This window comes from Pseudoalteromonas sp. ATL1 (assembly GCF_058933015.1).
Genome location: NZ_JBZYXL010000002.1, coordinates 855,613 through 868,272, shown reverse-complemented (window position 1 = coordinate 868,272; position 12,660 = coordinate 855,613). Strand labels below are relative to the sequence as shown.

Genomic DNA, 12,660 nt, shown 5'->3' with positions numbered 1-12,660 from the left:
TGAATGATGCAAGCAATGCCCTCAACAAACGGTGAACTTGCGAGTATTACTGCGCTGATAGAAAACTACTTTAATGGTTTGCACCACGGTAATACAGCGCTTTTAGAGTCACTTTTTCATACCGATGCGTGGCTCAAAGCGCCAAATTCTAGGCGCAGTTTATCGCAGTGGCTTGCGGATGTGGCGAACCGCCCCATTCCAGCAAAGTTGGGTGCCAAGTTTGGCTATGCCATTTTGTCGATTGAAGTGGTCCAAGATATGGCGATGGTAAAAGTCAGTTGCCCACTGTTTGAGTTCAACTATGTGGACTTTTTAGGATTACTTAAAGAGCAAGGCAAGTGGTTGATAGTCAATAAAATGTACTGTGATATTCAGATGAACAAGTGAGATAAATAATGCCATATATTAACGTGAAGGTGACCGACGAAGGGGTAACCTGTGAGCAAAAACGCGCCATTATTCGCGGCTGCACAGAATTAATGGTAAACGTGCTTAACAAAAACCCCGAAACCACATTTGTTGTGATTGATGAAGTGAGCACCGACAATTGGGGCATTGGCTTTGAGCAGGTAACGGAACTTCGTAAGCAGTCGCTTTAGTTTTAGTTAATGAGTGATAATGCGTTTTGACTGAACTGTCAGACTCGAGCAATAGGAGGTAATCTGACAGTTTGTAGTAGCTCATATCTGATCTTACAGTTGTGGTGAATAGATCTCGACTTCACCTGACAGACAGCTATGAGTGAGAAGCGGACGATAGCTCTGGCTCGTTTCTGGACAAAAACCAGTTAGAGCCAAAGGACGGCTTTGTGCCAAAATCAGATCTTCAACGCAGCCATCTCCCGCAACGGACCAGAGTGCCTTTTGTACTAAACTGGCGCTCGCGCCAAGCACAAAAGGCGCGGCGGGAAGGCATCGGCTGGATGGTTTTGTTAAAAATCGGCTTCGCATATTGGAAAACGAGACCCATTTTGGTCAAACTCCATTGCCTTCTCGAAAACCATTTTCACTTCATTTCGGATCGGTTCATAGAAAAACTTATCCCCCAACAAAACCAAGCAATTATTGTCGATGTCAAGCAGCTTAAAAATATGCCCGATGGGATCATCTGCCAATGTGTGGTCGTCAACTATTGAGCTAGGAAAGAACATACCAGCTTCGTGCTCTAACAAGTAACCATCTAATCGCTCATCGAAATGTTCCCAGGCGTTTCGCAAATCTCGGTTGCACAAAGGGGAAGACTCATTGAGGCCAAATGCACCACAGAGCTTCTTTCCACGATTTATTCTTAGCTTATTTTGCTGAGCTTCTTTCTTCTTACCTTTTGGCGATGGCCAGAAGTACCTTGAAAGTGCAGCAGCATGACCAACAGCCTCTTGTAGTATCGAAACAAGATAATCAGGAGTTACATCCTGAGTTTTAAAGTGGTCAAACCTATCAAAGGATTCTAAACAGCACCCTGCTGAGTATGGGATAGAGTGTATATAAAACGCTTCATAGGGAAAGTGGATTCCACCACATTCATTAGCTATAAGTTCTGCCCTTTGTTCTTTTTCTTCTAAATCCATAGCCTGAACTACCTCAAGATTTGTAACGAGCCTGTAGAATCACTCGTTTCAAATTTGTTTTTGTAATCAACAAACAAAATCAACAACTCTGACCCCATTGATACATTAGGCGTGAAAAGTGAGCCTAGATTTATAGAGCAAGTTGGCAGGCTTGCAGCCGTCGATGATGCGGCGCAATGGTCGAGTATTTGAATGGTACCAAGGAGCACTGAGCTTGTCGGGGCGCAGGCGATTTTCGCTTATAAACGTGTCGGTAAGTAGTTCGACCACTAAAACAAAATCAGCCAATTGCCACGGGTGTGTAAACTTGGCTGCAAGTGTTTGCAAAGTTCGTGTTAGCTGATGCGTAAACAGCTGAGTGTCTTTTTGGCTTTTTTGGTCAGTTGATATTTGCAGTGGACTGTTAGTAAGCTCAAAATTAGTGATTTGAACATGAGTTGTCTGGGGGATTAATTCAGATTCAGCATTGCTTATCTGCTCAGAGCTAAAAGGCGCACCGAACAAAAATAAACACAAAACTGTAAATTTAAACAACCAAGGTAACATAACACTCTGAACAGTACGACATAACAACCTATACAATGTGGGCTGTTTGATTTTTTTCAATACGTTTTCAAAACAATGCTTAATTGCTGCTAGTCGACAATCAATTTAAGTAAGTGTTGTTCGTATTGCTTTAGTAGTTCGGTTCGCTCAGCAAAAGATTTTTGCTGTACGCCGTGAGCAATAAAAGGAGTTAGCACTTCCCAACCCATAAAACCAAACACATCTTGGTATAATCCATCTATTTTTGTTTGATAATAGGCGCGTTCTTCATCATTGCTCGCTCCTCCTGTAGTCAGTGAATACATTACTTTTTTAGGAAGTAGTGTTGCGTCTTGTCCATATGCAAATCCCGAGGTCAACACTCTGTCAATCCAGCCTTTTAGAATGGCAGGAAATGACCACCACCAAAGAGGGAACTGCAATATTAGGATATCGCACGCTGCAAGTTTTGCTTGTTCGCGTTCTATGGATGATTCAAAGCCATTATTGGCGAGTGCCCAGCGTTGTGCTTTGGCTACGCTGAATTCTTCTTTAGGTACGTCAGGCGTATCGTTTTGGCTAATAACTGGGTTGAAGTTATCTTCGTACAGATTTGACTCGGTAATTGATAACCCATTTTGTACTAAAGCTGAGCATGCGGTTTTATGCAGAGCAGCGTTGAATGAATGTGGGTTTGGATGGGCAACAACTAGATGAACGTTCACGTTAACTTCTCGCAAAAATAAGACATTCAATAAGTAACAAGTTATCGCGAAGATGAATAGTAATTTGAGGTTAAATACGTTTTTATAGGGACTAAATAATCTGAGGTTAAACTAGTAACGCACTCGCTTAAGGTGATGAGATTCTGAAACAAATTTAGAATGACGAAATAGGCTTAGCGATGAAGCTAAATTTAGAAAGACAAAAGCACGCAAACATACGCTTTCATCATCCTGACGAAGGTCAGGCTCCTCTAAATGAGTGGCCCTAGGTTAAATAAGTCAATTGAGCGAGGAGAATGGAGATGGTTTCTGGGCACTGTAACTGTGGCGTCATTGCGTTCACGGCGCAATGTGATGTCAAAGATGTTTACTTATGTCATTGTTCAATTTGCCAAAGTGTCAGTGGCGCTGCGGTGGTTATTGTGGCAAAAGACTTATTTAATTGGGTGAAAGGAGTGGAGATGCTTCGCCATTGGCGAAAGCCTCAGCACGATTGGCATTGCTATTTTTGCGAAATATGTGGCACCCCAATGCCCGGTGAAAATGACGAGCAGCGTATGTATATCCCTGTGGGCTCAATTGTTCATGGGGGTGAAAATCTCAAAGTGGCTCATCACTTGTTTGTTGATTCAAAAGCACCTTGGGATGAAATTGGTGATGCAGGGGTTCGGCACCCCAATGAGTTTGGCAGTGGTGATGAGTAAATTAATGTATTGACTTAGGAATTCAATAAGTCCTTATTTATAAATGCACTTTTGGTTTTGTGGTACCGCATCGCAGCATCTTATAGATGGCATTGCTCATATGCCCTAAAACTAAGTGCGTTTTTATTGCCTTTTCGACACAAGAGGCACCATGCCAAATATATAAATTACCAAAATACAATGAGTTAAGTTGGCTAGCTATTATGACTTAACGAGCGATACTGCTTAGGTGTAATTTGTGCGATTTGCTTAAGTTCTCGGGTCATATGAGCTTGGTCGGTAAAGCCATGTAAGTTGGCAACATGGGCGAGTGACAAAGCAGGAAATTGCCGCAATGAAATGAGCGTATGATGTACGCGTATGACTCTTTGAAAATGTTTTGGGGTGATCCCCAACCACTTTTTAAATTGCCTTTCTAGTTGTCGCTGACTAATCGACGAATCTGTACCGAGTATTTCGTTATGGATAGATGTTTGTATTGCTTCAATCGCTTGTGTGAGGGAGCGGGGTAATGAATTGAACAGCGTGAGATTATCCGATAACCATCGGTACGTTGTGGCTATCTGTGCATATGGCTGAGTAATTTGTTTGAGTGTGTTATAGAGTGTTCCAAAAATTTGGTTTTGCTCTAACGTGGGGTCAATTTTAGTGGGTTGTTGGTAGTGATTACCAACAATGGCGTGGCCGATTGCTGGATGAAACCGAATACCAACGACACAACACTTTGCAGGCACAAGAATAGACTCAGTTTTAGTACTAATGGGTTGAGCGATGACCCCACCAGGTAGACTGTTTTCACTAAGTTGGATTGGACCGCTAAGGTTAAAGAGTAACCCTGTACAGCCGTCACTATTGAGGTAGCGATGTATAGGCTCAGCAATTGTTTCGTTGGTGCGCACAACCCAAATGGCTTGTATATAGTCTGCTAACCGCCTTTTAGGTTTGAATATTTTGAAATTAAACCCTGAGCCCACTTAATTATCCTTTTAATCAGCGCATTTTACTTGGTAATACCTGGGTTAAATGCTCTAGTCATTCGGTTCCAACTATTGATCGCATTTACGGCAATTGTCAAATTCACAAGGTCTTTCTCAGACAGAATTTTTCTGGCATTTTCAAACTCTTGCTCACCGACGTGTTGTTCCAAAGTCAGTAACTCCGCCCATGAAAGCGCGCAGCGTTCAACTTCGTTATACAATGGCATACCACGCCATGCACTTAACCCTATGATCCGTTCTGCACTTTCACCTTGTGCCATCGCATCTTTACTATGCATATTGATGCAAAAGGCACATTGATTGATTTGCGAAACACGCAGTTTAACCAGTTCAAGTAACGTCAATGACAAAGTTTCACTGCTCTCAAATTGTGCTTTCAAATAACTCTCTTGGGTCATTAAAATATCCATCGCACCCGGTACAAGGTCAAAGTAATTTATACGTGTGGTCATCGTGTTTCTCCTTTTGTGTTAACCACATCAGTCTAGGGTTTTTGCCCATAAAAATTATTGAAAAAAAACGACATGTTTTAAATAAAATCGGTTTTATGAACAATTTTGTTAGTATGCCAATCGTTTTATTTAAAGGGATAAATAAATGTTGTATGTGGTTTTGACGCTGGTGTTGGTGATAAGTGGTGGTTTTGCTTTTTTACCTCGTTTTTCAAAAGTCATTGAGCGTCACAATGTGGGGGTTAATTATGTGTTGACCTTACTGGCGACGTTAGTCGGGGTGCTCGTTGCGATTAGCATTAGTAACTATCACGCACAGCAAGCTGAAAAGGCTGATGTCATTAAGTTGCTCAATGCCGCACAAGAAACAGTGGACACCAGTTTTGATTACTCAAAAGGGCTGTTGGATTATATTGTTACTTTGCAAGCGAAAACGGAAGTACAAAGCGCCTATAAAAATAATCCTCCCCCTATGCCGACATACCTTGATGAAATCATTGTGATGCCCATTGTGAGTAAGAACATTTCATCGGACAGTTTGAGTAAAATAGCTAATTTAAGCATTGTTGCTCAAAGTCTCTCAAAAAATTCGGGTAGTCTTGCAGGTTACGTCGCAACCTTATCGACATTAAAACAGGTACTGACACTGGAAATTGCGTTTCAAAAAGGTTTGTTGATGGAGAAACAGCTCGACGCCCAATTGGATGAACTGATGGCTGAGTTAAATACTATACTGCGTGGTAAAAGGGAGCCTTAATTAAGGCTCCTAAGAGTTCTTTAATTAGAACGTAATAATGGTTGAAACCGCTTCTTCATCAGCCGTTTCAATCGACATTTTTATGGTGCGGTTTTTCCAGTCAATATCTAACATGCCATAGTTGCTACCAGACTTATTGATTAAGTGACGGTTGCTGGTCGTTAGATTACGCATATCTGCACTGACTTTGCCTACGTACCCAGTCGGGATCTTAGCGCCATCTGCTGCGCAGTTACCCCATTGACCTGCAACGCCTTTGCCATTTTCGTCCACTTCCGTGTAGCACCATGGTTTGTCGTGATCGCGTGTGATACAGCCTTGATAAGTGACCCCTGCATAACTGAATGGTAATTTACACTGCTGGGTAAATTTTCCATCGCCCTTGGTATCGGCGTAAACGGGTAAACGCAGTGGGTTTTCAATGTGATAAGGCCAATTTTGACCAAAGCCTGAGGCGGTGATTTCATAAACAGTGGCTTGCTTACCAAACTCGCTGCTTGCAGGAATGTCTTTTTGCAATAGTTCACCCCAATGCTGATCGCCAGATAAGAAGATCACCGCTTTGGTCTTACCCGAATTGATAGACTTTTGCACCATGCGCAGCAGACGTTCTCTTTCGCTTGGGATCTCCGCCCATGACTCATAACTGGTGCCCGACATATCGGCTTCATCTAGAGACTCGATGGCTTGTGTGAATGTTTTACCGTCACCATAAGCACAGTAGCTTGACATGCTGCGCCCTTGATAAAGAGGAGGGAGCACTTGGATACCGCTGGCAATCAGCTTGATCTCAGATGGCTTTGCAAGCTCCTTTTCAAGCCATTGCCATTGTGTTTCACCTAACATGGTACTCTGATCGCCTTCACATTTACCGTAGTTATCAAATGTTGGTGAGCGGAAGTAACGCGCATCTAGCGTGATCACATGGGTTTGCTCACCTGCTCGGCCTAACATTTTGGCTTCGTAAATACCGGCTTGACCATTTAAACGCGGGTCATTCTGTGGCACGTCAAAATGACGCAAATACTCTTTTTGTGCGTTTTCGCGTTCAGGGTAATGTTTTCCATCGTTGTTGCGACCATAGTCATGATCGTCCCAAGTCGCCATTACAGGGATCTTAGCTTCGAGGAAGGCATGATAATCTTCGTTCTGCTTTTTCTCGTTATACTTTCTGCGCATAATACCCATGTCCGTGGTATCCGCGTAGATATTGTCACCTAGCCATAAGAATAAATCCGGTTGCTGACCAATTAAGCGAGCAAGCGCCTCGGGCATATCGCCTTTGGTTTTAAAACATGAACCGAGCGCAACTCTATCTAACCGCTTAGTAGGGTTTGGATGAGTGTGGCTTAGCATTTCAGCGGGTTCAACAACGTCACATTCTTCCCACTCGCTTTCGCTTGTATAACACCATGGGGTAGTGTGATTACGCGAGCTACAGCCATAAAACTGCTCACCTTGATAGCTCGATGGTGCGCGACAGGTTTTACCGCTTTTGGTTTTAAATTCAGGAATGGTTTCTACTTTAACGTTACCCCAGTAGTTGCCTGCTTGTGCGTTTTTAAGGTAACACCACTGACTACCGTCGTTATTTTTATTGGTTGTCCCTTGATAATCAGCACCTAAGTAATTAAAGCTTGTTTTACATTGTTCGTAATGCACATCGACTTGCGCTGTGGCTATTATTGGCAATATAGCCAAAAGAATACCGCTAAGATTTTTCATGTTTATTCCCAAATAGTAACAAACCTGAACTTGATTGAACCGCCACCTTTTTTAAGTCTTAAAAATAAAGTCAGTGAACCGATTTGGCATTTTCTAGTTTTAAAAACACGCGCACTAGCTAACGCCAAGTTCAGGCAAAAAGTTCATCCTGATAAGTCATATCTTCCAAGCTGAAGGCGATATCTTAGAGTGATGGTGTGATCGAATGCTTGCAGAACTATTTCAGGTACATGACTTGAGTCGTATATTTGTCATGTCTGTAAAGTAAGCGGATGAATGTGGGCGGATTGTCATCGTTTAATGTAGACGTTGACCGGTAGTGAAGCAATGAGAGACCACTAATCAGATAGTTGCATATAGGCGAGCGTGCTTACGCAGGCTCGCTTGCTAACAAAATATCTTCCCACCGTTGCCAAAGCTTAAATACGAGCGGGCATTCAAGCACCGGCATGTTGTTCATGGCGTGCACGTGCTTCACCACAAGCAAACCCGATTGCAACATCATTGTTGCTGCATCTAGGTGTTGATGTGCGGTTTCCAAACGAATTATCGGTGTACTGAAAAGTTGTTGCATAAGCTTATCCCAACCGATTGGTTTTAAACTACAAGCAAGTGCATTTTGAAATTGTTGCTCGCACTGTGCTAGCGCGAAATGAATTTGTTGCTGTTTTTTAAAGAGCCACTCGAACGCGCTTTCCCAGTACAGTAACCAAGGTTCTAATTCATCGCGTTCAAAAGCATTGTGCGCATCAATATACTGCTTAGAGGAATTTGCTAAACGGTAAAATAATGGGTGTAACCAGTACTCATTTCGTAACTGAGAAAGTGCCGCTTCCATAAACACACGCGATACTCGACCATTTCCGTCGCTAAATGGGTGTATGACTAAAAATTGATCATATAACATCAATGTTTTTTCAATGCTCATTGGTGATTGCGATTTAAGCGCCATAAGCCAGTCAGCCATTAATGTCTTAAAATGGCTGACATCAGCGGCAACAAAGCGCGCTTCGGTGGGCGTTTTTCCGCCAATCCAACAGGCGGACTTTCGAAATCGGCCCCTGTTGGTCACCTCTGGCGCGAGGATCTTGTGTAGAGGGTAAAGAAAGCTTTCAGCCGTGCAGTCTGGGTTAGACAGTTGTGTGGCTGCAAAATGACAGCCACGTTGAAAGTTGTATATTTGTGACCAGAGTTGTTGAATGACCGGTTTATCTGATGGTATCGCAATGGAGCACAGCGCTAGTTGCTTATGAGAGACCTGTGTACCTTCCCTTAAGCTGACATTACCAGCTAGATAGCGCGTAAAAAATCGTGTGTGTACTTGTGGTATCGCGTATTGGTTCAATGTAGAAACCATAGCGTGTAGATTTATTGATGTAAAATGCGGCTTATCATGCATTAAATCAGGTACATATGATTGATATGGTTTGTTATCAGCATGCCATACACGCGTTTCGAAAGTGGCCATGGGTTAGTCCTTTTGTAAAAAAGGACAAATAGCGTAGTGCTCTTTGTCCTGTGTGGCTAGATTGGGGGTTACTATCGATATGGCACTCGATGGGTAAATTCAAATCCGTGAACAGAAAGGTCGCCACGATATCTTGATGTGTTTTTCCACAGAGCTTTCGATACTAGTTCTGCAGTGAGGCGAGCACATTGTTTGCCGCTTAGCTTAAATTGGTCAGTTTTAACCCAGTTTACATACCAGCTATCGTACTCAGTGATGGATAAGCCTTCAGCAATTCGTTGATATGGCCCGATAGGTTTAGAATCATGATTGACTCGATAATCAAGAATGTATTCGGGCGAGTTTAGGCAGGTTTCTTCCCAGAAAGTTTCTATACAATCAGAAGTCGCGCCACAGCTACCTTTATTTGCATTCAAAGTCTTAATCGATTTTACAGGTGTCCATTGATGGATATCCATCGCGTAATCAACACAGTTTTTGCTGCCTATCTTACAATTACTAGCGCTAGGTCCAGAGACGCAAGAGTGCCATGCGCTTTGTGCCAAGCAGTGGCTGTACTCTTTTTGGATAGTGTTACGCACCGTATTACATAAGTCATATTGTGTGCGTTTAAGTCCATCTCGATAAAGTTTGCCGACATCACTACTGATTTTTTTGCCTGAAGCGGTGACATAATCATAACCTTCACCGTAAATTTCGCAGCGGTCTTCAACTTGCCCATTAAACAAAGACCAATCCGCTATATTATCTAAAATAGGTATATAATCTAAGAATACTTCTCGAAGTGGCTTGTGCGCCAACGGCGCAGGTATTGGATAGTCTTGTGTGGTTAATCCTACAGCGGTGTAGTTGGCAGCACTCGAATTCAGGTCAGAAAATTGCTCAAGACTACTTAAAAATGACTCTAAAGAGCTATGTGCTGTTACTACGCCTGCAATATTTGCTCCTGCAGAAACTGATCGAATTTCGAGTTCAAAATGGCCAAACTCACTCAGTAGTGTTTGTTTTTTATCACTGGTAAACCCTAAGTTAATTAACTCTTTGAGCTTCAGTTCAAAATTAGTGTTGATGTCTTCTTGAGATAAGTTATACCCCTTTGTATCTAAGATACGAATGTAGTAGTAAATCTCCTTGCCTAAGTCGATAGACGAAATGTACTTGTCGCCACAGTTGCTTCTAAAGCTGGTCTTATTACCATCTACTAGCATCTGATAATATTGGTTTTTAAGATTTAACTCACTGTTTGGGCGAGAGACAAGTGTTTTATTGATGTGTTTAAAGAAACCCATAAATAGTGACTTATCGCGCTTTTTCATTGCAGATTGGTAGAGCTTATTTTTATAGTAATTGCCTTGGGAGTTGATTAGGCCAAATGCCAATGAGCCTTTTAATGTGTTCTTTTTATCGAGCATCTCGATTGCTAAATCACGAGATTTTATGAATTTAAAATCTTGCTCGACTTTCGTTCTAGTGACAAATGTATGGTTTTCACCTGGTGGCGTTGTAAAGCAATGAGCATTTATCTTTATGCCATCGCTGACCATGTCAAAGCCTTTTTCTAGCAGCTCGCTGACGCCGGTAATTCTAGACGTAGATGAGTAGGTAGGAATTTGAGCTTGAATGATGTCGGTCGGGCCTTGCTGTTGAGAGGTAGGCACTTTATACGTGATACCCGCGCTTATCTTATCATCACAAACCATAGTGCCATTGGCATCGATGACACAGGGTTCAACAGCAAATTCAGCATGGTCGGAAATAGAAATATCTTCTAAATCAATTTCGCCCGTACTATTGACGGTAGCGATGGTGCGCCAACCATTGTTATCTTCATTAACGAACACATTGAACCGTTGGTTTGGTGTACTGTTCGCATTAATGATCATATTCATTTCGGTTAATGTTTGATCATTAAAGAATTGATTGATCTCAACATGCGACACTTTAGGTGGTGTGGTATTTTGAGTGGCGTTCGAGTCCTCCCCGCCTCCGTCATCCGTGTTATCAACAATACTAAAGGCACCAGCTTTATCATCTTTGCTGGATGATTTTACTTTTTGCTCCCATCCCCATCCATTTAAGTTTTTATTCTTTTTATAATCAGCATCTTGTTCAATTGCGCTGACCGGTTGTTGCTCAACGAGCTTCTCAAAGGCAGCTAGTTGACCACTGGTTACACTCAGTGCAACGCCCAGCAACGCGGCGTTTTTTGCTTGTTGCAAATTCATATATTCATTCCTTTAAATTCTGTGTGACGTGAAGTCGCAGATAATTGAGTTTTGTTAGCACACCCAAATCTGGATGGCGGGGAAAGTGTGCTTTTGATTGTTCGATTTTTACTAGTAAAACTCAGTGAAATTTCGGTAAAACCTGATTTTACTTATTGATTGTATGGTAAAAATAGGTAAATAATTGGTTATGGTTGGGTTTCTAAAAGGTGGACAGGGTTGTGCTTAATGTATCTAAAAAGGATCGCTCAGGGGCTGGTAAAAATCCAAGTGATTGTCATATAAGCGTAAATTTTTTGGATTTATGTGTTTGCTTTGAGACAAACAAAGTATATCGCGGTGATCTGGACTTGGGACTATCAGAGCTATCCTTTCGTTTACTCGTCGCCTTGCTTGATAACGCTCCCAAGCCATTGCAAAGTGCGCAATTACTTAAGCTAGTGTGGCAAGACATTGTCACAGGAGACGAAAATGTAAAGCAGCGCATTTTTATGTTGCGATTAGCATTAGGTCAAAGCCAAGAATACAGCTACATAAAAAACTTGCGAGGTAAAGGTTATTTCATCGATGCGCCATTAAAGTGGCAAGAGCGCAAAGAGAAGCGTATATCAAAAGAAAAATTGATCACGTGTTTATGTATGATTATATTCATGTTATTCGCCGTATGGGTTATTCCGCCAACTGAAAACATCGAAGAAGTGCAGGCGCACAAAGTGGCCTTGAGTAAAGAGCAATCTATTCGACTTAGTAAAGAAGTACCTGATCTGGCATTTTGCTTGGATGGTTATGATGATTACGTTGAAATTGACGATGATGATGCGTTGGATGTGACGTTAGGGGATTTTTCTTTAACAGCATGGATCCGCACAACCGCGATGGGACAACGTGTAATAGTCGACAAGCGCTATGAGAATCAGATGGAAAATGTGCAAGGGTATGTTTTGTTTATAGATGAAGGGAACCTTGGTTTTCAACTCGCCGACGGCAATGGTAGCTGGTACTGTGAACAAGAAGGCGCTTCATGCACCACATACTATGCACAAAAAAATATCGCTGATGGACTTTGGCACCATGTTGCTGTTGCGGTAGATAGGGATGATGCCAGTGGCATACGATTTTACATTGATGGAGCGAAAGTGTGCAGTCACGATCCTACAGTTCGAAAGGGATCATTAGCCAATGACATGCCTTTGCGAATTGGTAGCCGCTCGTCTTATCAAACGGGGTTATTTCAAGGCGCAATAGGTGAAATTGCGTTACATCATCGCATGTTGAGCCACGATGACATCCAGCAAGAGTACAGGCGAGGCAATCAGCGTCATTGTTACAGTATTGCCACCAAGGGGGGAACCACAGTAACAGTGACTGATAACAAATAGATAGCATGTAGTGTTTGAGAAGCCGAACTCTCAAACTATATTGTTCACATTGGCTGTTTGACTTCGATGACGTGTACCCTGATCTTCAGTTCAGGTATACTCACTTTTCTTTAAAAATCCGCTTTTCATAGGAAT

The 12,660-nt window shown here is 42.2% G+C and carries 13 protein-coding genes; 5 read left to right on the top strand and 8 right to left on the bottom strand.

From position 1 onward, the window contains the following. Positions 1-3 precede the first annotated feature (3 nt). Positions 4-387 (top strand): nuclear transport factor 2 family protein, encoded by a 384-nt coding sequence (locus AC5FX4_RS21815; protein ID WP_493608523.1) that lies wholly within the window; start codon positions 4-6, stop codon positions 385-387. Between the two features lie 8 nt (positions 388-395). Beyond that, a complete protein-coding gene (locus tag AC5FX4_RS21810) occupies positions 396-599 on the top strand; it encodes a 2-hydroxymuconate tautomerase family protein (RefSeq protein WP_493608522.1) in 204 nt (67 codons plus the stop codon). Between the two features lie 332 nt (positions 600-931). Here AC5FX4_RS21810 and AC5FX4_RS21805 read toward each other — a convergent pair whose 3' ends face one another. From AC5FX4_RS21805 to AC5FX4_RS21795, 3 genes are all read right to left on the bottom strand, one after another. Beyond that, positions 932-1,567, bottom strand: coding sequence for a hypothetical protein (locus AC5FX4_RS21805; protein ID WP_493608521.1), 636 nt, complete (start codon positions 1,565-1,567; stop codon positions 932-934). A gap of 105 nt (positions 1,568-1,672) precedes the next feature. Continuing rightward, on the bottom strand, positions 1,673-2,173 hold the full coding sequence (locus AC5FX4_RS21800; protein ID WP_493608520.1) for a hypothetical protein: 501 nt from the start codon (positions 2,171-2,173) through the stop codon (positions 1,673-1,675). 29 nt (positions 2,174-2,202) lie between these two features. Further along, positions 2,203-2,817, bottom strand: a complete 615-nt coding sequence (locus AC5FX4_RS21795; protein ID WP_493608519.1) for an NAD(P)H-dependent oxidoreductase — start codon at positions 2,815-2,817, stop codon at positions 2,203-2,205. Between the two features lie 302 nt (positions 2,818-3,119). Here AC5FX4_RS21795 and AC5FX4_RS21790 point away from each other — a divergent pair, with 302 nt between their 5' ends. Next, on the top strand, positions 3,120-3,521 hold the full coding sequence (locus tag AC5FX4_RS21790) for a GFA family protein (RefSeq protein WP_493608518.1): 402 nt from the start codon (positions 3,120-3,122) through the stop codon (positions 3,519-3,521). Positions 3,522-3,715: 194 nt separating this feature from the next. Here AC5FX4_RS21790 and AC5FX4_RS21785 read toward each other — a convergent pair whose 3' ends face one another. Both AC5FX4_RS21785 and AC5FX4_RS21780 read right to left on the bottom strand, forming a co-directional pair. Then, complete coding sequence (locus AC5FX4_RS21785; protein ID WP_493608517.1) at positions 3,716-4,495, bottom strand: helix-turn-helix domain-containing protein; 780 nt, start codon at positions 4,493-4,495, stop codon at positions 3,716-3,718. A 26-nt stretch (positions 4,496-4,521) separates the two neighbouring features. Further along, complete coding sequence (locus AC5FX4_RS21780) at positions 4,522-4,971, bottom strand: carboxymuconolactone decarboxylase family protein (RefSeq protein ID WP_493608516.1); 450 nt, start codon at positions 4,969-4,971, stop codon at positions 4,522-4,524. Positions 4,972-5,116: 145 nt separating this feature from the next. Here AC5FX4_RS21780 and AC5FX4_RS21775 point away from each other — a divergent pair, with 145 nt between their 5' ends. After that, positions 5,117-5,728 (top strand): hypothetical protein, encoded by a 612-nt coding sequence (locus tag AC5FX4_RS21775; protein ID WP_493608515.1) that lies wholly within the window; start codon positions 5,117-5,119, stop codon positions 5,726-5,728. Positions 5,729-5,752: 24 nt separating this feature from the next. Here the strand turns inward: AC5FX4_RS21775 and AC5FX4_RS21770 are convergent, their stop codons facing one another. From AC5FX4_RS21770 to AC5FX4_RS21760, 3 genes are all read right to left on the bottom strand, one after another. Further along, positions 5,753-7,453 carry an alkaline phosphatase D family protein gene (locus tag AC5FX4_RS21770; RefSeq protein ID WP_493608514.1) on the bottom strand — a complete coding sequence of 567 codons (1,701 nt, stop codon included), beginning with the start codon at positions 7,451-7,453 and terminating at the stop codon, positions 5,753-5,755. Positions 7,454-7,823: 370 nt separating this feature from the next. Continuing rightward, positions 7,824-8,921 (bottom strand): Fic family protein, encoded by a 1,098-nt coding sequence (locus tag AC5FX4_RS21765; RefSeq protein ID WP_493608513.1) that lies wholly within the window; start codon positions 8,919-8,921, stop codon positions 7,824-7,826. 71 nt (positions 8,922-8,992) lie between these two features. Further along, positions 8,993-11,146: a hypothetical protein gene (locus AC5FX4_RS21760; RefSeq protein WP_493608512.1), complete on the bottom strand. Its 2,154-nt coding sequence runs from the start codon at positions 11,144-11,146 to the stop codon at positions 8,993-8,995. 221 nt (positions 11,147-11,367) lie between these two features. Here AC5FX4_RS21760 and AC5FX4_RS21755 point away from each other — a divergent pair, with 221 nt between their 5' ends. Next, positions 11,368-12,525 carry a LamG-like jellyroll fold domain-containing protein gene (locus AC5FX4_RS21755; protein WP_493608511.1) on the top strand — a complete coding sequence of 386 codons (1,158 nt, stop codon included), beginning with the start codon at positions 11,368-11,370 and terminating at the stop codon, positions 12,523-12,525. Positions 12,526-12,660 lie beyond the last annotated feature (135 nt).